Here is a 19916-nt window from a genome sequence, read left to right on the forward strand (position 1 = left end):
TTCCTGTGTACGTTTTTCCTCCTCGGGATGTGGTGCGGGTTCTGACGGGGGGTGTGGCCGCCCCCCGCGCCCCCAGCCCCCCACACCTGCCGGTCGGGCCGCCACCCCCACGTGCCGGCCCGACCGGCACCCCCGACCCCCTTCCACCCCCTGTCAGCTCGCTTCAAGGAGAGAGAACCTCATGCGAACCACCACCCTCGGCAACGGCGGTCCCGTAGTAGGCCGCGTCGGTCTCGGCACCATGGGCATGTCCTTCGGCTACGACCCGCACGGCTGGGACGACGACGCCTCCGTCTCGGTGATCCACCGCGCCCTCGACCTCGGCGTCAACCTGATCGACACGGCCGACGTCTACGGCCCGTTCACCAACGAGGACCTCGTCGGGCGGGCCATCAAGGGCCGCCGCGACGAGGTGGTGCTGTCCACCAAGGGCGGCCTCGTCGTCGACGAGAACGGCATCGGCCTCAACGGCCGTCCCGAGCACCTGACCGCGGCGGTCGAGGCCAGCCTGGGCCGCCTGGGCACCGACCACATCGACCTCTACTTCCTGCACCGCGTGGACCCGCAGGTGCCGCTGGAGGAGAGCTGGGGCGCCCTCGCCGAGCTCGTGCGCCAGGGCAAGATCCGCTCGCTCGGCCTCTCCGCGGTGAGCCTGGAGCAGGTGCGCGCCGCGCAGGGCGTGCACGCGGTGGCCGCCGTCGAGTCCGAGGCCTCGCTGTTCACCCGGGACGCCTTCGCCGACGTCCTCCCGTACACCGTGGAGCACGGCATCGCCTTCCTGCCCTTCTCGCCGCTGGGCCGCGGTCTGCTCACCGGCGCCTTCCAGAACCCGGCCGACCTGCCCAAGGACGACTGGCGCAGCACCCAGCCGCGCTTCACCGAAGAGGCGTTCGCGCACAACAAGGCGATCGTCGACGCGGTGCGCGCCGTGGCCGACCGGCACGAGGCCGCTCCGGCACAGGTGGCGCTGGCCTGGCTGCTGACCAAGGGCGAGCACGTCGTCCCGATCCCCGGCACCAAGACCGAGCGCTACCTCGTCCAGAACGCCGGCGCCGCCGCGCTGGACCTCACCGACCAGGACGTCGCCGAACTGGACGCCCTGCCCGCACCCATGGGCGCCCCCGAGGCGTGATCGCGCCTCCTCGTCCGGCCGGGTGACCCCCCGCCGGAACCCGTTCCGTCCCCGCCGGTCCCGGAAGATCCCCGGACCGGCGGGGGCGGGGCCCTTCCCGCGGCCCTTCTCGCGACCCTTCCCGCGCCCCTTCCCGCGGCCCTTCACCGGGCCCGTCCCCGGGGCCCTTCCCGCGGCCCTGCCCCGGCCCGTCCGGCCTCCTCGCCCCGACCTTCAGACGGAGTACTTCCCACGATGTCCGAGATCACCACGGCCCGTCCGAGCAGTAGCCTCACCTCCGCCTTCGACATCCCCCGCCCGCCGGGCCTGACGTGGTTCGTCCAGTCCCAGATGCCGGTGGGCTACGAGGTCTCCCTGACCCGAGGGCTCCTCAACCCCGCCAACCCCGTCCTCGCCCGCTCCGTCGGCGCCGACGGCCGCGCCCCCGTCCGCGCGCTCATCGTCGTGGACCAGGCCGTCGACGAGCTCTACGGCCCGGGCCTGCGCGGCTACTTCGACGCCTGGCAGGTCGACGCGTTCTGGAAGGTCATGCCCGGCGACGAGGAGACCAAGAACCTCGACCAGGTCGTCGAGGTGACCCGGTCCATGACCGAGATGGGCATCCTGCGCCGCACCGAGCGCGTGGTCGTCGTCGGCGGCGGAGTCCTGATGGACGTCGTCGGCATGGCCGCGAGCCTCTACCGCAGGGGCGCCCCCTACGTGCGGGTCCCCACGACCCTCGTCGGACAGGTCGATGCGGGCGTCGGTGTGAAGACCGGGGTCAACCACGGCACCCACAAGAACCGCCTGGGCACCTACTTCGCCCCCGAAGTCACCCTCATCGACCCGGAGTTCCTGAGGACGGTGGAGCCCCGGCACATCGCCAACGGACTCGCCGAGATCATCAAGATGGCGCTCATCAAGGACGGCGCGCTCTTCGAGCTGCTGGAGGAGAACGTCACCCGGATCACCAGCGACTCGCTCGCCGACTGCGGGGCGGCGATGAGCGAGGTCGTCTCCCGGGCGATCGCCGGCATGCTGGACGAGCTGGAGCCGAACCTCTGGGAAGGCGTCCTGGAGCGTTCGGTGGACTACGGCCACACCTTCAGCCCTTCCCTGGAACTGCGGGCCGACCCGCCGCTGCTGCACGGCGAGGCCGTCGGCGTCGACATGGCCGTCTGCCTGGCGCTCGCCGTCGGACGCCGGTACCTGTCCGAGGGCGACGCCCACCGCGCGCTGGCCCTCATCGCCGGCTGCGGACTCCCGCTGACCCACCCCGTGTTCACCCCCGAACTGCTGGAGGTCGGCCTCGCCGACGCGGTCAAGCACCGCGACGGCCGCCAGCGCCTGCCGCTGACCAACGGAATCGGCTCCTGCGTCTTCGTCAACGACATCACGGCCGACGAACTGGCCCGCGCCCTGGAGTTCGTACGGGCCTACGCGGACGGTACGGCCAGGTGAGCGCGCCGGGCCCGATCACCGTCCTCGACGTGGGCGGCACCCATGTGCGCAGTGCCGCCTGGTCGCCCGGCGACGGACTCGGCGACACCCTGAACCAGCCGTCGCCGAGCCGCCTGCGGCATCCCGACACCCCCGTGGCCGAGCTGAGGGAGCGCCTCCTCGCCACCCTCTGCGCGGCCGTTCCCCGCACGCCCGGCGGCTCCGTCGCCGGTGTCTCCTTCGGCGCCGCCCTCGACCACCGCAGCGGCACCGTCTACGGTTCCGCACCGCTGTTCGGCGACGAGACCACGCCGCTGGACCTGCGGGGCGAGCTCAACACCCGGCGTCCCGACGTCCGGTGGCACGTCGTCAACGACGTCACCGCCGCGCTGCTGCACTTCGTCTCCGCGCCGCACCGCCGTGCTCACCGCAAGGTGCTGCTGATGACCGTCAGCTCCGGCATCGCCTGCCGCACCGTGGACCTGCGCAGCGGCACGATCGCCACGGACGGCTGCGGGCTGCAGGGCGAGGTCGGCCACCTGCCCGCATCCGCCCGGCTGGCCGGCGAACCCGTCGAGCTGCTCTGCGACTGCGGCCGGCCCGGGCACGTGTCCTCGTACGCGTCCGGTCCGGGCCTGCGCCGGATGGCCGACGTGCTGCGGGAGCGCGCACCCGGCCGCTGGGAGCGTTCGCACCTGGGGCGCGCCATGGCGGACGGCGCCGGCTTCGAACCGGCGCTCCGGGCGGCCCTCGGCGCGGGCGACGCGCTCGCGTCCGAACTGCTCGACGCGTCCACGGCGCCCGTCGCCGACGTGCTGCGCAGTGCGCTCTGCCTCGATCCGGAGCTGGACGAACTCGCCCTCACCGGCGGTGTGGCCAGCGGTCTCGGCGCGTACTACAAGGCGTCGGTCCTCGGCCACCTCCGCCGCGAGGGGCTGTACCTCACCGGGGAACGCGCACCGGACTGGGCGACGGACCGCATCACCGTGTGCGCTCCGGGCGAGGCGAACGGCCTCATCGGGGCGGGCATCGCGGCCCTCGACGGAGAGCGGTCCACAGGAAGCGGTACGGAGGCCGCACCCTCCGTCCACCCCGCAGTCGTACGGGAGGGGGACGCGACGCACCTGCGCCTGCGGCCCACCCCCGCGCCCGGACCCGGGGAGCTCGGCGTCGCGCCCCTCGTCGCCGGCGTGTGCGGCACCGACCTGCAGATCCTGCGGGGTCTGCGCGACGACGGCGCCCCGGTGCTGGGCCACGAAGGAGTGGCCCGGATCATCGAGGTGGGCCCGGGCGTGGCCGATCCGCGACTGGTGCCGGGCGCCCACGTCGTGGTCAATCCCACGCATCCGTCCGATCCGTCGTTCCTCCTCGGGCACAACGTGGACGGGATGCTGCAGGCCCGCATGCTCGTACCGGAGAGCGCCGTCCGCGGCGGCCTCGTCCTCCCCCTGGAACAGGTGCCCGAGGGGAACCTGCCCGCGCTGATCGAGCCCTTGGCGGTCGTACGGTACGCCCTGCTCGCGCTGCGCCGGCACGACCCCGACACCCTGCTCGTGGTCGGCGACGGCACCGTCGGCCACCTCGCCGTGCGCGCCGCCCGGCGGTGGCTCGGCCGCCCCGTGCGGACCGTCCACGTGCACCACACCCCGGCGGGCCTGGACTGGAGCGGGCGAGCTCCGCACCGCGCCGACCACCGCGTCCTGCGGGACGGCCTGGAGGCGGGAATCCCCGCCGGCACGCTGGACCGGGGACGGGTCGCGGTCCTGATCGCCACACCGGCGCCGGCGACCCTCCCGAGCCTCGACCTGGCCCTGGCGGCGACGAAGGGCGCCGAGGTCGCCGTCGACCTCGTCGGCGGGCTGCGCCGGCCCGCCTTCAGCGAGTGGTTCCCGGGCATCGACCTGGCCGAGGTGCGGGCCGCCAACTGCGGCGGCACGCCCGAACCGCCCGTCGTCGCCCGGCTCACCACGGCCGACGGCCGCACGGTGTCGGTCCTGGGCCACCGCGGCGTGGCCAACGAGCACCTGGAGTACGCGGCGGCCGAACTGTGCCGGGATCCGGAGCGCTACCGGGACCTGGTGACGCACGAGACGGACCTCGCCGGTGCGGCCGCCATCCTGACCGCGCTCGCCCGCGACGAGGGCCGGATCGTCGAGGGACGGCGGTTGGTGAAGCTCGCCGTGCGGACGGAGGCTTCGTCATGAGCTTCGCGCCGAGCTTTGCGTCGAGCCTTGCGCCGAGCCTCCCGCTGACCGGCCTCGTCGACTGGCGGCTTCCCGTACGCGGCGAGGCGGCCGTGGACCTGGCCTTCCAACACCGGGTCGACGGGCTCCAGTTCGACCTCGGAGGACCCGGACGTGGCCCCTGGCTGGACAAGCCGGGCACGGCCGGGGGAGCGGTCGGGCGGCTGCGCCGCACCGCCGCGTCCGCCGGAGTGACCCCGCTCGGCGTGGCGGCCAACGTGCTCAACGACATCGGCCTCACCGCCGAGGCGGGCACCCTGGCCGCCGCACGGGTCCGGTCGGTGATCGACCGGCTGCTGGACGTGGCGTGGGAGCTCGGTGTCCCGCTGGTGTTCCTGCCGAGCTTCCGGCGCAGCGCCATCGACGGCGAGGCGGCACTGATGCGCACCGCCGAGGTGCTGCGCTGGGCGGCGGCGCAGGCGCAGGCCCACGGCTTCCTCCTGGCCAACGAGAACGTGCTGCCCGCGCACCAGGCCCTGCGGCTGGTCGAAGAGGTCGGCTCGCCGGCGTTCCGACTGCTGCTGGACAGCTACAACCCGGTCGGTGCAGGCATCGACGTACCCGACCTGGTGGAGGCGACGGCACCCTTCCTCGCCGACCAGATCCACCTCAAGGACGGCCATGCCGCCGCCTTCAGCCCCCTCCTGGGCGACGGCGACGGCCGTGTCGACGAGACCGTCGACGCCGTGGCACGCCATCTGCCGGGCGTGCACGCGGTCGTGCTGGAGAACGACCACCGCGACGGAGACCGGACCCGGCTCCGCGCGGACCTCGACCGGGCCCGGGCGTTCGCCCGCAGGCTGCACCGACGAAGAAGGGAGGCGGCACAGCCATGCCCCTCGTACTGACCGCTCATGCCCTGCTGTTCGACATGGACGGCACCCTCGTGGACTCCACCGCCGCCGTGGAACGCACCTGGCACCGCTTCGCCGCGCGGCACGGCCTGGACGCGGCCGAGATCCTGGCCTCCGCGCACGGCCAGCGCACCGCGGAGACCGTCGCCGCGTACGCCCCGCCCGGCACCGACGTGGAGGCGGAGACGGCCTGGCTCGTCGCCCAGGACATGGCCGACCTCAGCGGCACCGTCGCCGTGCCGGGAGCCGGCGAACTGCTGGCGGCGCTGCCGCCGCACCGCTGGGCGCTCGTCACCTCCGCGGGCCGGGGACTGGCCGTACGGCGCATGACGGCGGCCGGACTTCCGCTTCCGGAGGTCCTCGTCAGCGCGGACGACGTACGGGAGGGCAAGCCCTCGCCCGAGGGATTCGTGGCCGCCGCCGGCCTGCTCGGCGTCAGCCCTTCGGCCGCCGTCGTCTTCGAGGACGCCGAACTGGGCCTGCTCGCCGCCGGAGCCGCCGGATGCTTCTCGGTGGTCGTGGGCGCACACGGAGGCGACGCCGCCGAGGGCCGTCCCCGGATCGCCGATTTCACCGGGACCACCTGCGCCGCCTCGGACGAGGACGGCCTGCGCCTGGTGCTGCCGACGTCCGCGCCGGTCCGCGTACGGGTCCCCGCGCGGACCTGAGCCGCCGCAGCCCCCCCGCGGGCGCCGCCCCGCGCCATCACCCTCTTCTTGCTTCCACTCCCCTCCTCTCCGATCGGAGCGCCTTCGTCATGCCCATCGACCAGAACACGCTGATTCACGGCCACGTGGCCCCCGGATTCGAAGCCGTTCGCGAGGAGTTCGTCCGCAACTTCGCCGAGCGGGACGAACAGGGAGCCGCCGTCGCCGTGACCCTCGACGGCGAACTCGTCGTCGATCTCTGGGGCGGCGCCGCCGACCCCACCCGCGGTACCCCGTGGGGCGGCGACACCCGCCAGCTGATCTTCTCCGGCAGCAAGGGCATCCTCGCCACCGCACTGCTCCTCCTCGTCGACCGCGGCGTCGTCGACCTGGACCTGCCGATCGCCCACTACTGGCCCGAGTTCGCCGCCCAGGGCAAGGAGGAGGTGACCCTGCGCGAGGTGGTGACCTTCACGGCGCGGATGCCGGCCGTCGCGGCCCACTTGGCCCAGGACGACCTGGCGGACCCCGAGGCGATGGCGAAGCTGCTGGCCGACCAGCCCCAGGAGAGCGACCCGCGCGCGGAGGGCATCCTGTACGGCCCGTACGCGACCGGCTGGATCGTCGCCGAGGTGATCCGCCGCGTCGACGGCCGACGGCTGGACCGGTTCTTCGCGGAGGAGATCGCCGGTCCGCTCGGGCTCGACATCTCCTTCGGGATCCCGCCGGAGCTGGAGCACACGGTGGCGCGCACCGAGTACGGGACGGGCTTCCGCGACCAGTTCAGCGGGTACTTCACCAGCGAGGACCCGCTCACCCAGAAGATCTGGCAGAACCCGATCCCGTTCCCTGAGGACGAGGAGATCTGGAACCGGCCGGACCGCCGTCTCGGCCTGATCCCCGCCGCCAACGTCATCGGCTCCGCACGCGCCTTCGCGACGCTCTACGGCATCCTCGCCGCCGACGCGGCCCGCCCGTACGACGAGGCTCCGGTCCTGCTCTCCCGGCGGCTGCTGGACGAGGCGCGGGCCCCGCGCGTCAGCAAGGTCGACCAGCTCATCGGCGTGCCCATGGTCTACGGCGGGGGCGGCTACCGGCTGCGGACCAACCCGCGCCCGGGCGTCGACGGCGATTCCTTCGGCCACGACGGCGCCGGCGGATCGGCCAACCAGGCCTGGCCGCGGGCCAAGGCGGGCGTCTCGTACGTGATGAACCGGCTGATCGCGCTGGGCCCCGACGACAAGCGGGCCTCCTCGATCGTCAAGGCCGTCGCGGAGTCCATGGCCGGCCTCGGCATCGGGAGCGGGGCGTGACCGGCGACGGCATACGCCTCCTCGCCCCGGACGGCACCCGGGTGGCGCACCCCGAGCACGCGATCGACCTCTCCCCGGAGGAACTGCGCTCCCTCTACCGGGACATGGCGCTGGCGCGGCGGTTCGACGCGGAGGGGGTGACCCTCCAGCGGCAGGGCGAGCTGGGCCTGTGGCCTTCGCTGCTCGGGCAGGAGGCCGCCCAGGTCGGTTCCGTACGGGCCCTACGGGCCGACGACCACGTCTTCCCCAGCTACCGCGAGCACGCCGTCGCCCTGGGCCGGGGGATGGACCCGCTCGGGCTCCTGAGGCTCTTCCGCGGCGTCGACCACGGCGACTGGGACCCGCAGGAGCACCGCTTCCACCTGTACACCCTGGTCATCGGCTCGCAGACGCTGCACGCGACCGGGTACGCCCTGGGTCTGGCCAAGGACGGCGCCGGGTCCGCCGTCGTCGCCTACTTCGGGGACGGCGCCACCGCGCAGGGAGACGTGTCCGAGGCCTTCAACTTCGCAGCCGTGTACGGCGCTCCGGTGGTGTTCTTCTGCCAGAACAACCAGTGGGCGATCTCGGAGTCGAACGAGAAGCAGACCCGGGTGCCGCTCCACCAGCGCGCGCAGGGCTTCGGTTTCCCCGGTGTCCGGGTCGACGGCAACGACGTCCTCGCGTGCCTCGCCGTGACCCGGTGGGCGCTGGAGCGTGCCCGCCGCGGCGAGGGACCGACGCTGATCGAGGCCTTCACGTACCGCATGGGAGCCCACACGACCTCCGACGACCCGTCCCGCTACCGGGACGCGGCCGAGGTGGAGAGCTGGCGGGCGAAGGACCCGCTGCTGCGGCTCGAACGACTGCTGCGGGCCGAGGGCGCCGCGGACGACGCCTTCTTCGCCGAGACCGAGGCGGCCGGCGAGGCACTGGCGGCACGGGTCCGCGAGGGCGTCCGGTCCATGACCACGCCCGACGACCGCAACCTCTTCGATCACGTCTACGCCGAACCGCACGCGCTGGTGGACGAGGAACGCGCGGCGTTCGACGTCTACCGGGCGGCCTTCGCCCAGGAGGGATGAGATGACGACCACCACGGTGGCCGGCGAGCGGATGACCCTGGTGGCGGCGCTCAACGCCTCCCTGCGCACCGCCCTCGTCGAGGACCCCAAGACCCTCCTCATGGGAGAGGACATCGGTCGGCTCGGCGGGGTGTTCCGGGTGACCGACGGGCTGCAGAAGGACTTCGGCGAGCACCGCGTGATGGACACCCCGCTGGCCGAGTCGGGCATCGTCGGCACCGCGATCGGGCTGGCCCTGAGCGGCTACCGGCCGATCGTGGAGATCCAGTTCGACGGGTTCGTCTTCCCCGCGTACGACCAGATCGTCACCCAGCTCGCCAAGATGCACGCCCGCTCGCGGGGCAGGGTGCGGCTGCCGGTCGTGATCCGCATCCCGTACGGCGGCGGAATCGGCGCCGTGGAGCACCACTCGGAGTCGCCGGAGGCGCTGTTCGCCCATGTCGCCGGGTTGCGCGTGATGTCACCGGCCACCCCCTCCGACGCCTACTGGATGCTCCGGGAAGCCGTACGGAGCGACGACCCGGTGATCTTCCTCGAACCGAAACGGCGCTACTACGAGAAGGGCGAGGTCGACACCCGGCCCGCCGCCCGCCCCGGGCCCCCCACCGCGCGCGTGGTGCGCGAGGGGACGGACCTCACGCTCGTGGCGTACGGGCCCATGGTCGCGACCTGCCTGAACGCGGCGGCGGTGGCGGCCGAGGAGGGCCGCGAACTGGAAGTGGTCGACCTCCGGTCGATCTCCCCGATCGACTTCGACACCGTCACCCGCTCGGTCCGCCGGACGGGCCGGCTGGTCGTGGCGCACGAGGCGCCGGTCTTCTTCGGCGCCGGCGCGGAGATCGCCGCCCGGATCCAGGAGCGCTGCTTCTACCACCTGGAAGCCCCCGTCCTGCGGGTCGGCGGCTACCACACCCCCTATCCACCGTCCCGGCTGGAGGACGAGTACCTCCCGGGACTCGACCGCGTGCTGGACGCGGTCGACCGAGCACTCGCCGCCTGAAGGGGCTGTTGAAGATGACGGACACCATGGTCCGGTACCAGGAGTTCCGCCTGCCCGACGTCGGCGAAGGGCTGCGGGACGCGGAGATAGCCCGCTGGCACGTCGGCGTGGGGGACACGGTGACGGACGGGCAGGTGGTCTGCGAGATCGAGACGGCCAAGGCCATGGTCGAGCTGCCCGTCCCGTTCGCGGGGGTGGTGCGCGAACTCCGCTTTCCGGAGGGGACGACGGTGGACGTGGGCGAGGTCATCATCACCGTCGCACCGCCGGGGGCCACCGGGGACGCGGACCAGGCCCCTGCGGCTCCCGCTGCCCCTGCCGCGCAGGCTCCGGCGGAGCCCGCCCGGCAGCCGGTCCTGGTCGGGTACGGGGCGGCCGCCGCCCCGACCTCGCGCCGCCCCCGCCGCCCGGCTCCGGCGCGGTCCGAGGCCGTCGCCCCCGCGCCGACGGCCGTCCCCCCCAGGGCAGCCGTCCCCGCCCCGGCCGTACGCGGCTCCGATCGCCCGCGGGCGAAGCCCCCCGTGCGCAAGCTCGCCCGGGACCTGGGGGTGGCCCTCGACGGGGTGCGCCCCAGTGGGCCGCACGGGGACATCACCCGTGAGGACGTGCGCGCGGCGGCCGCTGAGGCGGAATCGGTGCGGGTGCCGACGGAATCGCAGGCCCAGGCGCAGCCGCAGGTCCCGGCCCCGTCCGGCCCCGGCCTGGCAGTGCACGAGACGAGGATCCCCGCCGGTGCCGTCCGCAAGGCGACGGCCCGGGCCATGACCGAGAGCGCCTTCGGAGCCCCGCACGTGACGGAGTTCGTCACCGTCGACGTCACCCGCACCATGAAGCTCGTCGAGCGCCTGAGGAAGGACCCCGAGTTCGCCGGAGTCCGGGTGAGCCCGCTGCTGCTCGCCGTACGGGCCCTGCTCTTCGCCGTCCGCCGCCATCCCGAGATCAACGCCTCCTGGGACGAGGAGCGGCAGGAGATCGTCCTCAAGCACCGGGTCAACCTCGGCATCGCCGCGGCGACGCCGCGCGGGCTGCTCGTGCCCAACATCAAGGACGCGCAGTCCCTCTCCCTGCCGCGACTCGCGGCGGCGCTGGACGGCCTGGTGAGCACCGCTCGCGAGGGCCGGACCACTCCGGCCGACCTCGGCGGCGGGACGCTCACCGTGACCAACATCGGCGTCTTCGGCATCGACACGGGAACCCCGATCCTCAACCCCGGCGAGGCGGCGATCCTCGCCCTCGGCGCGATCGGCCCCCGCCCGTGGGTCCACCGGGGCGCGGTCGTGCCCCGTCAGGTCACCACGCTGGCCCTGTCGTTCGACCACCGGCTCGTCGACGGGGAGCTCGGTTCCCGGGTCCTCGCGGACGTGGCCGCCGTACTGCACGATCCGCGGCGTCTGGCCACCCATGGCTGAGGGCGCTCCGCACCATCCCCACGACATCCACTGGGAGGGACCGTGAACACGAAAACCGTACGGGGGCGATCCGCCGCCGGGAGCGTGGCGCTCTGGCTCGACCTGCAGGACAGCGTGCCGGAAGGCACCCGGCTGAGCGAGCTCTCGGCCATGGGCGCCGCGGGCACGATCGCCGGCGCCGGACTCGGACCGGAAACCGGCGTGGCCGCGGCGCGGCAGGTGTGCGACGCGCTGCGTCCCCTCCACGACCGGACCGGTGGCCGCCGGGGAACGGTCGTGCTCACCCTCCCGCCGGCCGCCCTCCCGCCGGCCCCGCTCCCGCCGTCCCCCGTCCTGCCCGCTGCGGCGGCGCCGGACGCGGCGGAGCTGGTCCGCGGGGCGGCGTCCCTCGCCGACCGGGTGGACCGCATCAACCAGGTCGTCGCCGTGCCCGCGAACGACGCCGGCGTCGCCGCCATGGAGGTCCTGCTCGCCAGGGGCCTCCCCGTCCATCTGGCCACCTGTTTCTCCGCCCGGCGGTACGAACAGGCGGTGGCCGCCTACCTGTCGGCCTTGACCCGGGCCCATGCCGACGGCCGCGACCTCGCCCCCCTCGCCTCGACGGTGGCGTTCGGGCTGCGGCCCCTCGACATCCGGATCGACGGGCTCCTGGACCGGGCCGGCGGCGAGGAGGCGAAGGCGCTGCGGGGGACCGCGGCCCTGCTCGCGGCCCGGCTGGCCCGGCGGGCGAGCACCCGGATCTTCGATCCCCGCACCTCACCGACCTGGGAGACCCTCGCAGCCGCGGGGGCGCGACCCCTGCGCCTGGTCTGGACGGAACTCGGCGATCTCGCACCCGCCGCCGGCTCCCAGACCGATTACGCCGCCGAACTCGTCGACGCGGACACCGCGTTGGCCGTCCGGGCGGAGTCGCTCGACACCGCGGCGGGCCTGCGGCCCCGGCCGACGCGCTCGGACCGGGGACTGGCCGCGCAGGCCGGGCACTTCGAAGCGTGCCTCCGATGGTTCGGCATCCGTACGGAGGAGGTCGTACGGGAACTGGAGGGGGAACCGGCTGCGTTCGCCGCGGCCCCGCCGAGCAGGGCCCTGGTCGCCGGGGGCGTGTCATGAGACTGCAGGACTACGCGCGCAGCCTCGGCCCGTCCCTCGCGCCCCGCTCACCCACGCCCGTGGTACGGCCGCAGCCGCAGGCGTCGCACCCCCCTCACGAGCCGCGGGTACCCCACCAGCCGCAGCCATCGCAGGCCCCGCCGCCGCAGGCCCCGCCGACGCCCCGGCGACTGGGAGCGGCCACTGCGGTCGTCGCTCTCGGCGGGCTGCTGTTCGGCTTCGACACCGGGGTCATCTCCGGTGCGCTGCTCTTCCTGAAGGAGGACTTCGCCCTCACCTCCTTCCAGGAGGGGACGGTCATCTCGGCGCTGCTGTTCGGCGCGGCCGTCGGAGCGCTGGGCAGTGCGAGGCCCGCCGACCGCTTCGGGCGCAAACGCGTCCTCGTCGCGGTGGCGGCGACCTTCACGCTGGGGCTGGCCGCCGCCGTCATGGCCCGCGACTTCGCGAGCATGGTCGCGGCCCGGACGATCCTCGGCGTGGCCGTGGGCAGCGCCTCCACCGTGGTCCCGCTGTACCTCGCCGAGATCGCCCCGCCCCGCCTGCGGGGACGCCTGGTGACCGCCAATCAGGTCCTGCTCACCGTGGGCATCCTGGTGTCGTACCTGGTGAACCTGGCCTTCGCCGGCAGCGCCGACTGGCGTGCGATGTTCGCGGTGGGTCTGATCCCCTCCGCGGCCATGCTGCTGGGCACCCTCTTCATCCCGGAGAGCCCGGAGTGGCTCCGCCGCCGCACGGGGCAGCGGTCCGGCTCCCGCCCGAGGAAGACGGTCGGCGCGACGGCCCCGGCCCACCCCGCGGTGCGCCGCGCGCTGCTGATCGGTCTCACACTGGCGGCCGTTCAGCAGTTCGGCGGGATCAACAGCATCATCTACTACGCACCGAGCATCATGGCCCGGGCCGGACTCCCGGCCACCCACTCCATCCAGTACGCGGTCTTCATCGGTGTGGTCAACGTCGTCATGACCGTGGCCGCCATCCCGCTCATCGACCGCGCCGGCCGTCGGCCCCTGCTGCTGTTCTCGCTCGCGGGCATGGCCGTATCGCTCGTCACCCTGGGTGCGGCGATGAGCGTCCCGTCCGGCCCGGTGACCAACGTGATCGCCCTGATCTGCATGATCACCTACGTCGGCAGCTTCGCGATCGGCCTCGGACCGGTGTTCTGGATCCTGGCCGCCGAGCTGTTCCCGCCCGAGGCGCGGGCGCGCGGCGGAGCCCTGTGCGCGCTGGTCAACTGGGCCGCCAACTTCGTCGTCGGACAGCTCTTCCTGCCGGTCGCCGACGCCGTGGGCGTGTCCTGGGTCTTCTGGTGCTTCGCCGCGGTGGCGGCGGGCGGGCTCGTCTTCGTCGTACGGCAGGTGCCGGAGACGAAGAACCGCTCGCTCGCCGAGATCCAGGGGGAGTTGACCCTGCGCTGACGGTGTCAGGCGCCGGCGCCCGGCCGGGCGATCGCGGTCAGCAACAGCCCCCACACCTGCTCGGCCGACGGCGCGTGCGGGCAGGTGTCCGTACCGCCGTGGAGGTCGCAGGCGGACAGCTCGGTGCCCTCGACCAGCCGGACGATGAGGGCCTCGGCCACGCCGGGCGCCACGCCGGCCCGCAGGCTCCCCGTCGCGTGGGCGCGGGCGAGCAGGGACTTCAGGGCCGGTGCCCATACGTGGGCCTCGGGGCGGCCGGTGGTCCCGGAGTCGAGCCGCTCGCGCCGCAGCCGGGCCGCGGCGCGGGCCTCCACGCTGGTCTCCAGGCGCCGCATCAGCGCCGTGACGAGGGATCCCAGGGCCACCATCGGCGGCTCCGGGCTCGTCAGCGCCTCGGTCACGTGCCGTGCCGTGCTCGCCCGGCAGGCCGAGCGGACGGAGTCGGCCAGGGCCCTCTTCGTACGGAAGTGGAAGGTCAGCCCGCCGATCGAGGTGAGGGCGGTCTCGCTGATGCGGGAGAGCGACGCCCCTTCGTACCCCCGGTGCTCGAACTCCAGGGCCGCAGCCTGGATCAATGCGCTGCGTGTGCGGGCGGCGCGCTCCTGCATCATCTGGATCTTTCTCTGCGGGCATGCGGGGACACCCCCCGGAGCATCCTGGCGGCGCGGGGCGCTCGCCGGGGGACCGACTACAGGAAGTAGGACCGAGACCGAGAAATAAAACAGAACGTTCTCTATGCTTCTGGTTGTCGGGAGTCGGCGTGGAGGACGAAGGAGGTATCGGCCATGGCCGTGACAGGAGTGATCGGTCGTGGACCGGCGGGCGACCGCACGTCGGTCTCGGCGTTCAGCCAGGAGTTGTTCGCGCAACTGCCGCGCACGGACCAGATGAAGTGGGCCGAGGTCTACCTGCGCGGACTGCTGGCGACGCGGGGGAGGAAGTCGGTGCGCCGCATGGCGGAGACGGTCACCACGTCCCCCACCGCCTCGCAATCGCTCCAGCAGTTCGTGAACACCAGTCCCTGGGACTGGAACGCGACCCGGCAGGAACTCGCACGCTGGATAGACGGTCGCTTCACCCCGCAGGCGTGGACCGTCGTCCCGGCGGTGCTGCCCAAGCGGGGCAGCCACTCGGTCGGGGTGCACCGGCGGTTCGTCCCCGAACTCGACCGCACCATCAACTGCCAGCTCAGCGTCGGCCTGTTCCTGTCCGGAGGTCGTGAGCACCTGCCCGTCGGGTGGAGGCTGCACTTGCCGGAGCGGTGGACCAAGGACCCGGAGGCGCGGCGCAGGGCGCGCGTGCCCGACTCGGTTCCGTTCCGGCCGCACTGGGCCCACACGGTGGGCCTGGTGGACGCGCTGTCGGCGCACTCGTCGGTCGTGGCCGCACCGGTCGTCGCCGACGTCGGCTCCACGCCCGACGCCCGCCCGGTCGTCGAGCGGCTGAACGGCAGCGGGCACGGTTTCGTACTCGCCGTGGCCGACGATCTTCAGCTGTTGCCCGACCCCTCACCCGTCCGCTCGGCGGGAACGGCCACGGGCGGCCACCCGGCCGTGGAGACCGCCCGGCAGAAGCTGCTGCGCAGCGGAGTCCGGCATCCGCACATCACGACCGTGGTCGGCCAGGACGGCCGCCCGCGGCGCGCCCAGGTGGTGTCGGTCCCCGTCAGGACCCCCGTCCTGCGACCCGACGGGACCCGCACGGTCGCCGCGGGCCTGCTCTTCGCGGAATGGGAACCCACCCGCCGTCGGCCCGGCCGCATCTGGCTCACCAATCTCGTCCACCGCCGCATGGAGGAGCTGCTCGCACTGACGCAGCTGCTCCAGGGCGCCGTCGACACGGTCGCCGCGATGGGCGAACACCACGGCATCCAGGACTTCGAGGGCCGCTCGTTCCCCGGCTGGCACCGCCACATGACCCTGGTCTCGGCGGCCTACGCCTACCAGCGCCTGGCCGCCACCACGACCCGGGCCGCCAGAGCCGCCTGACCCGGCGGGGGTGTTCGTCGCACCGTCAGCAGCCGCCGGAGGCCGTGGCGGGGGCGCCGATGGCGAGGGTGGCCGGGGTGGAGCAGCAGCCGCCGCCGGTCTCCTCGGCTGCCGCGGGCTCGTCGAAGAGGCCGGCTCCGCCGCAGACGCCGGTCTCGGGGAGGGTCAACTCGACGCGTTCGGCGGCCTCGTGGTCGCCCGCGAGGGCGGCGGCGATGGAGCGGACCTGCTCGTAGCCGGTCATGGCCAGGAAGGTGGGGGCGCGTCCGTAGGACTTCATGCCGGCGAGGTAGACGTCCTTCTCCGGGTGGGAGAGTTCGGCGGCGCCGTGGGGGTAGACGGTGCCGCAGGAGTGCTGGTTGGGGTCGATCAGCGGGGCGAGCGCGCTGGGCGCCTGGAGGCGGTCGTCGAGGCCGAGGCGCAGCTCGCCGAGGAAGGCGAGATCGGGGCGGAAGCCCGTCAGGACGATGACCTCGTCGACCGCGTCGAGGCGGCGGCCGTCCTCGCCGACGAGGACCAGCCGGCCGGCGGAGTCCCGCTCGACGGCCTCGGTGCGGAAGCCGGTGACCGCGTCGGCGTGGCCGTCGTCGACGGCGGCCTTCGCGGCGAGCCCGAGGGCGCCGCGCGCGGGCAGCTGGTCGGCTGCGCCGCCGCCGAAGGTGGAGCCGGAGAGGCCGCGGCGCAGGATCCAGGCGGCACGGGTGCCGGACTCCACCTTCGCGAGGTCGGCCAGGCCGGCGAGCGCGGTGAAGGCGGAAGCGCCGGAGCCGATCACGGCGGTGCGCTTTCCGGCGTAACGGGCCCGGACGGCCGGGTCCTTGAGGTCCGGGACCCGGTAGGAGACGCGCTCGCCCGCGGCGCGCTCGCCGAGGGCGGGCAGACCGCTGGCACCCGCCGGGCCGGGGCTGGACCAGGTGCCGGAGGCGTCGATGACGGCGCGGGCGAAGACACGGGTCTCGGTGCCGTCGGCCGCGGTGTGGTGGACGACGAAGGGCTGGGCCTCGCGGTCGGCGTCGACGATGCGGTCGCGGCCGGCGCGGGAGACTCCGGTGACGGTCGCGCCGTAGCGGACGCGCTCGCCGAGGGCGTCGGCCAGCGGCTGGAGGTAGCGCTCGGCCCAGTCCCCGCCGGAGGGGTAGGCGGCCGGGTCGGGCTTGACCCAGCCCGTGGGGGCGAGGAGCTTCTCGGCGGCCGGGTCGACGACCTCGCCCCAGGTGGAGAAGAGCCGTACGTGGGCCCACGTACGGACCGCGGAAGCGGCGGCGGGGCCCGCCTCCAGTACGAGGGGCTCGATGTCCCGCTCGACGAGCCGGGCCGCGGCCGCGAGGCCGATCGGGCCGGCTCCGATCACGACGACGGGCAGGGTTTCGGTGGATGCGTTCACGACGGGCTCCCCTGGCTGCTTCACTGCTTCGACGTTCGTCGATGTCCTGACGGCTCCAGATTGGCACCCTGTATCGACGTTCGTCAACATAGACATCCATCTAATTTCTGGGGATGATGCATGCATGTCCCTTTCCAAAGCCCTGCCCCTGCTGGATCCGGAGGCCGTGACGGCCTGCTGCCCGCCCCTGTCGGAGCGCCCGTTGACGGCCGAGGAGGCCGAGCGGACCGCGGTGATGTTCAAGGCCCTCGGTGATCCGGTGCGCCTGCGCCTCTTCTCCGCCGTCGCCTCGCACGAGGGCGGCGAGGCGTGCGTGTGCGACATCTCCGACGTGGGCGTCTCCCAGCCGACGGTCTCCCACCACCTGAAGAAGCTCAAGGACGCCGGCCTGCTCTCCTCCGAGCGGCGCGGCACCTGGGTCTACTACCGCGTGGAGCCCGCCGTCCTCGCCGCCATGGGCGCCCTGCTGACCCGGGCGGGCGCGGCATGAGCCTGCGCATCGAGCTGCTGACCCCTGCGCACGCGGACGAGGTCCTGGCGATCTACCGGGCCGGGATCGCCGAGGGCAACGCCACCTTCGAGACCGAGGCCCCCACCTGGGAGACCTTCGATGCGGCGAGGCTGTCCGAGCACCGCTTCGCCGCGGTCGACCCGGACGGGAAGCTGCTCGGCTGGGTCGCCGCGTCCAAGGTCTCGGACCGGTGCGCGTACGCCGGCGTGGTCGAGCACTCCGTCTACGTCCACCCCGCCGCCCGGGGCCGCGGCGTCGCCCGCGCCCTGCTGGACGCGCTGATCGCCTCGACCGAGGCGGCGGGCATCTGGACGATCCAGTGCGGGATCTTCCCCGAGAACACCGCGAGCCTGGCCCTGCACCAGCGGGCCGGCTTCCGGGTCATCGGCACCCGCGTGCGCATCGGCCGCCACCACGGCGTGTGGCGCGACGTCGTCCTGCTGGAGCGCCGCAGCCCGCGGATCGCCTGAGGCCGCGCGGGCCACGAGGGGCCCGCGCGACCCGCGGTCACACGGCCGTCGTGAACCTCTTGCGCCAGGCCAGCGATACGTAGACCAGCCCGATCAGCACCGGAACCTCGATCAGCGGCCCGACGACCCCGGACAGGGCCTGGCCGCTGGTGACGCCGAAGGTGGCGATGGCGACCGCGATGGCCAGCTCGAAGTTGTTGCCCGCGGCCGTGAAGGCAAGCGTCGCGGTGCGGTCGTAAGGGAGGCCGATGGCCTTGCCGAGGGCGAAGGTGCCGCACCACATCACCGCGAAGTAGACGAGGAGCGGGAGCGCGATGCGGGCCACGTCCACGGGCTGCGAGGTGATGTTCCTGCCCTGGAGGGCGAAGAGGACGACGATCGTGAAGAGCAGGCCGTACAGGGCCCAGGGGCCGATCCTCGGCAGGAACCTCGACTCGTACGCGTCACGGCCGAGCTTCTGCTCGCCGATGCGGCGGGTGAGGAAGCCGGCGAGGAGCGGGACGCCGAGGAAGATGACGACGTTCAGCGCGATCTTCCACATCGAGATGTCGAGGTGTTCGCCCTCGCCGAGGCCGAGCCACCCGGGCAGCAGGTCGAGGTAGAACCAGCCGAGGACGCCGAAGGCGAGGACCTGGAAGACCGAGTTGAGGGCGACCAGGACGGCGGCGGCCTCGCGGTCGCCGCAGGCGAGGTCGTTCCAGATGACGACCATGGCGATGCAGCGGGCCAGGCCGACGATGATCAGGCCGGTGCGGTACTCGGGCAGATCGGCCAGGAAGATCCAGGCGAGCGCGAACATCACGGCCGGGCCGACGAGCCAGTTGACGACGAGCGAGGACGCCATGAGCTTGCGGTCGCCGGTGACGGAGTCGAGCTTGTCGTACCGGACCTTCGCGAGGACCGGGTACATCATGACCAGCAGGCCGACCGCGATGGGGAGCGAGATGCCGCCGATCTCGACCTTCGCGAGCGCGTCGTTCAGGCCGGGGATCAGCCGGCCGAGCCCGAGGCCGAGGGTCATGGCCAGCAGGATCCAGACCGCGAGAAAGCGGTCGAGGGTGGAGAGCTTGGCGATGATCGGGCCGTCCTCGTGGACGGTCGCGGTCGCGGTCATCAGCAGGCTCGCTTCCGGTTCGTCTCATGGGTGGTGCGAGCGGTGGCGGCCAGCTCGCCGAAGGATTCCGCGAGGGCCTCGATGACCTCGGGCTTCAGCTTGTAGTACATGAACCGGCCGCAGGGCTCGGTCTCGACGACCCCCGCTTCCCGCAGCACCTTCAGGTGGTTGGAAAGGTTCGTCTGCCGTGCGCCGGTCTCCTCCACGAGGTGGGTGGTGCAGAGGGTCTCGCGGGCGAGCAGGGTCACGATCCGGAACCTGACCGGGTCGGCGATCACCCGGAGCAGATCAGTGGCGGCTGACGTCATCATGCGCTGATACTGTCACACCATTCAAGACTGATATCACCCAAAGCTGACATCATCCCGTGCTGATATCGACCCGGGCCGACTTTGAAGGAAGAGCCGATGTCCTCCACCCCGCTCGCCTCCGTGCTGTTCGTCTGCGTCCACAACGCGGGCCGGTCGCAGATGGCCGCCGGATTCCTGCGCCACCTCGCCGGAGACCGCGTCGAGGTCCGCTCCGCGGGCTCCCTGCCCGGGGAGCGGATCAACCCCTCCGCGGTGGCCGCGATGGCCGAGCTGGGCATCGACATCTCCGACCAGAAGCCGAAGGTCCTCACCCCCGAGGCCGCGCAGGCGTCCGACTACATCATCACGATGGGCTGCGGGGACGCCTGCCCCTACTTCCCCGGCAAGACCTACCTGGACTGGCAGTTGGAGGATCCCGCGGGCCAGGGCGTCGAGGCCGTACGCCCCATCCGGGACGAGATCAAGGGCCTGATCGAGGGGCTCGTCGCCGAGATCGACGCGCGGAAGCAGCAGGGCTGACCGCGTCCGGCAC

Annotated in this window: 19 protein-coding genes; 15 read left to right on the forward strand and 4 right to left on the reverse strand. The window is 73.2% G+C overall.

Annotated features, from left to right (window positions below; translation table 11 throughout):
• The first annotated feature begins 181 nt into the window (after nucleotides 1–181).
• From ACFVX6_RS17615 to ACFVX6_RS17665, 11 genes are all read left to right on the forward strand, one after another.
• Complete coding sequence (locus tag ACFVX6_RS17615; protein WP_389692369.1) at nucleotides 182–1132, forward strand: aldo/keto reductase; 951 nt, start codon at nucleotides 182–184, stop codon at nucleotides 1130–1132.
• 234 nt (nucleotides 1133–1366) lie between these two features.
• A complete protein-coding gene (locus ACFVX6_RS17620; RefSeq protein WP_389692371.1) occupies nucleotides 1367–2572 on the forward strand; it encodes a sedoheptulose 7-phosphate cyclase in 1206 nt (401 codons plus the stop codon).
• Nucleotides 2569–4755, forward strand: a complete 2187-nt coding sequence (locus tag ACFVX6_RS17625; RefSeq protein WP_389692373.1) for an ROK family protein — start codon at nucleotides 2569–2571, stop codon at nucleotides 4753–4755. Before ACFVX6_RS17620 ends, ACFVX6_RS17625 begins: the two co-directional genes overlap by 4 nt.
• Nucleotides 4752–5642: a sugar phosphate isomerase/epimerase family protein gene (locus ACFVX6_RS17630; protein WP_389692375.1), complete on the forward strand. Its 891-nt coding sequence runs from the start codon at nucleotides 4752–4754 to the stop codon at nucleotides 5640–5642. The genes ACFVX6_RS17625 and ACFVX6_RS17630 overlap by 4 nt, the downstream gene beginning before the upstream one ends.
• Nucleotides 5627–6316, forward strand: a complete 690-nt coding sequence (locus ACFVX6_RS17635) for an HAD-IA family hydrolase (RefSeq protein WP_389692377.1) — start codon at nucleotides 5627–5629, stop codon at nucleotides 6314–6316. Before ACFVX6_RS17630 ends, ACFVX6_RS17635 begins: the two co-directional genes overlap by 16 nt.
• A gap of 89 nt (nucleotides 6317–6405) precedes the next feature.
• On the forward strand, nucleotides 6406–7608 hold the full coding sequence (locus tag ACFVX6_RS17640; protein ID WP_389692379.1) for a serine hydrolase domain-containing protein: 1203 nt from the start codon (nucleotides 6406–6408) through the stop codon (nucleotides 7606–7608).
• Nucleotides 7605–8672: a pyruvate dehydrogenase (acetyl-transferring) E1 component subunit alpha gene (gene pdhA / locus ACFVX6_RS17645; RefSeq protein WP_389692381.1), complete on the forward strand. Its 1068-nt coding sequence runs from the start codon at nucleotides 7605–7607 to the stop codon at nucleotides 8670–8672. Before ACFVX6_RS17640 ends, pdhA begins: the two co-directional genes overlap by 4 nt.
• Before the next feature lies 1 nt (nucleotide 8673).
• A complete protein-coding gene (locus ACFVX6_RS17650) occupies nucleotides 8674–9672 on the forward strand; it encodes an alpha-ketoacid dehydrogenase subunit beta (RefSeq protein WP_389692383.1) in 999 nt (332 codons plus the stop codon).
• A gap of 14 nt (nucleotides 9673–9686) precedes the next feature.
• Nucleotides 9687–11081 carry a dihydrolipoamide acetyltransferase family protein gene (locus ACFVX6_RS17655; protein ID WP_389692385.1) on the forward strand — a complete coding sequence of 465 codons (1395 nt, stop codon included), beginning with the start codon at nucleotides 9687–9689 and terminating at the stop codon, nucleotides 11079–11081.
• A gap of 42 nt (nucleotides 11082–11123) precedes the next feature.
• Complete coding sequence (locus ACFVX6_RS17660) at nucleotides 11124–12191, forward strand: transaldolase family protein (protein ID WP_389692387.1); 1068 nt, start codon at nucleotides 11124–11126, stop codon at nucleotides 12189–12191.
• Nucleotides 12188–13606, forward strand: a complete 1419-nt coding sequence (locus ACFVX6_RS17665) for an MFS transporter (protein ID WP_389692389.1) — start codon at nucleotides 12188–12190, stop codon at nucleotides 13604–13606. The genes ACFVX6_RS17660 and ACFVX6_RS17665 overlap by 4 nt, the downstream gene beginning before the upstream one ends.
• Nucleotides 13607–13611: 5 nt before the next feature.
• Here ACFVX6_RS17665 and ACFVX6_RS17670 read toward each other — a convergent pair whose 3' ends face one another.
• A complete protein-coding gene (locus ACFVX6_RS17670; protein ID WP_389692391.1) occupies nucleotides 13612–14217 on the reverse strand; it encodes a TetR family transcriptional regulator in 606 nt (201 codons plus the stop codon).
• 174 nt (nucleotides 14218–14391) lie between these two features.
• Between ACFVX6_RS17670 and ACFVX6_RS17675 the strand changes: the two genes are divergently transcribed.
• Nucleotides 14392–15594, forward strand: a complete 1203-nt coding sequence (locus ACFVX6_RS17675; protein WP_389692393.1) for an IS701 family transposase — start codon at nucleotides 14392–14394, stop codon at nucleotides 15592–15594.
• A gap of 25 nt (nucleotides 15595–15619) precedes the next feature.
• Here ACFVX6_RS17675 and ACFVX6_RS17680 read toward each other — a convergent pair whose 3' ends face one another.
• On the reverse strand, nucleotides 15620–16978 hold the full coding sequence (locus ACFVX6_RS17680; protein WP_389692395.1) for an NAD(P)-binding domain-containing protein: 1359 nt from the start codon (nucleotides 16976–16978) through the stop codon (nucleotides 15620–15622).
• A gap of 124 nt (nucleotides 16979–17102) precedes the next feature.
• Between ACFVX6_RS17680 and ACFVX6_RS17685 the strand changes: the two genes are divergently transcribed.
• Together ACFVX6_RS17685 and ACFVX6_RS17690 are read left to right on the forward strand one after the other, a co-directional pair.
• Complete coding sequence (locus tag ACFVX6_RS17685) at nucleotides 17103–17468, forward strand: ArsR/SmtB family transcription factor (RefSeq protein WP_389692397.1); 366 nt, start codon at nucleotides 17103–17105, stop codon at nucleotides 17466–17468.
• Entirely contained in the window at nucleotides 17465–17959 is a 495-nt protein-coding gene (locus ACFVX6_RS17690) for a GNAT family N-acetyltransferase (RefSeq protein WP_389692399.1), read from the forward strand. Before ACFVX6_RS17685 ends, ACFVX6_RS17690 begins: the two co-directional genes overlap by 4 nt.
• A gap of 37 nt (nucleotides 17960–17996) precedes the next feature.
• Here the strand turns inward: ACFVX6_RS17690 and arsB are convergent, their stop codons facing one another.
• Nucleotides 17997–19073 carry an ACR3 family arsenite efflux transporter gene (gene arsB / locus ACFVX6_RS17695; RefSeq protein ID WP_389692401.1) on the reverse strand — a complete coding sequence of 359 codons (1077 nt, stop codon included), beginning with the start codon at nucleotides 19071–19073 and terminating at the stop codon, nucleotides 17997–17999.
• Nucleotides 19073–19384, reverse strand: coding sequence for an ArsR/SmtB family transcription factor (locus tag ACFVX6_RS17700; protein WP_389692403.1), 312 nt, complete (start codon nucleotides 19382–19384; stop codon nucleotides 19073–19075). The genes arsB and ACFVX6_RS17700 overlap by 1 nt, the downstream gene beginning before the upstream one ends.
• A 96-nt stretch (nucleotides 19385–19480) precedes the next feature.
• Between ACFVX6_RS17700 and ACFVX6_RS17705 the strand changes: the two genes are divergently transcribed.
• Complete coding sequence (locus ACFVX6_RS17705; protein ID WP_389692405.1) at nucleotides 19481–19903, forward strand: arsenate reductase ArsC; 423 nt, start codon at nucleotides 19481–19483, stop codon at nucleotides 19901–19903.
• The last annotated feature ends 13 nt before the right edge of the window (nucleotides 19904–19916 follow it).

Source organism: Streptomyces sp. NPDC058289, assembly GCF_042880975.1.
Taxonomy (GTDB): domain Bacteria; phylum Actinomycetota; class Actinomycetes; order Streptomycetales; family Streptomycetaceae; genus Streptomyces; species Streptomyces stoeckheimensis.

Coding starts and splice junctions, on each gene's coding strand:
- ACFVX6_RS17615 (WP_389692369.1), top strand. CDS start 182: ATGCGAACCACCACCCTCGGCAACGGCGGTCCCGTAGTAGGCCGCGTC.
- ACFVX6_RS17620 (WP_389692371.1), top strand. CDS start 1,367: ATGTCCGAGATCACCACGGCCCGTCCGAGCAGTAGCCTCACCTCCGCC.
- ACFVX6_RS17630 (WP_389692375.1), top strand. CDS start 4,752: ATGAGCTTCGCGCCGAGCTTTGCGTCGAGCCTTGCGCCGAGCCTCCCG.
- ACFVX6_RS17635 (WP_389692377.1), top strand. CDS start 5,627: ATGCCCCTCGTACTGACCGCTCATGCCCTGCTGTTCGACATGGACGGC.
- ACFVX6_RS17640 (WP_389692379.1), top strand. CDS start 6,406: ATGCCCATCGACCAGAACACGCTGATTCACGGCCACGTGGCCCCCGGA.
- ACFVX6_RS17650 (WP_389692383.1), top strand. CDS start 8,674: ATGACGACCACCACGGTGGCCGGCGAGCGGATGACCCTGGTGGCGGCG.
- ACFVX6_RS17655 (WP_389692385.1), top strand. CDS start 9,687: ATGACGGACACCATGGTCCGGTACCAGGAGTTCCGCCTGCCCGACGTC.
- ACFVX6_RS17665 (WP_389692389.1), top strand. CDS start 12,188: ATGAGACTGCAGGACTACGCGCGCAGCCTCGGCCCGTCCCTCGCGCCC.
- ACFVX6_RS17670 (WP_389692391.1), bottom strand. CDS start 14,217: ATGATGCAGGAGCGCGCCGCCCGCACACGCAGCGCATTGATCCAGGCT.
- ACFVX6_RS17675 (WP_389692393.1), top strand. CDS start 14,392: ATGGCCGTGACAGGAGTGATCGGTCGTGGACCGGCGGGCGACCGCACG.
- ACFVX6_RS17685 (WP_389692397.1), top strand. CDS start 17,103: ATGTCCCTTTCCAAAGCCCTGCCCCTGCTGGATCCGGAGGCCGTGACG.
- ACFVX6_RS17690 (WP_389692399.1), top strand. CDS start 17,465: ATGAGCCTGCGCATCGAGCTGCTGACCCCTGCGCACGCGGACGAGGTC.
- arsB (WP_389692401.1), bottom strand. CDS start 19,073: ATGACCGCGACCGCGACCGTCCACGAGGACGGCCCGATCATCGCCAAG.
- ACFVX6_RS17700 (WP_389692403.1), bottom strand. CDS start 19,384: ATGATGACGTCAGCCGCCACTGATCTGCTCCGGGTGATCGCCGACCCG.
- ACFVX6_RS17705 (WP_389692405.1), top strand. CDS start 19,481: ATGTCCTCCACCCCGCTCGCCTCCGTGCTGTTCGTCTGCGTCCACAAC.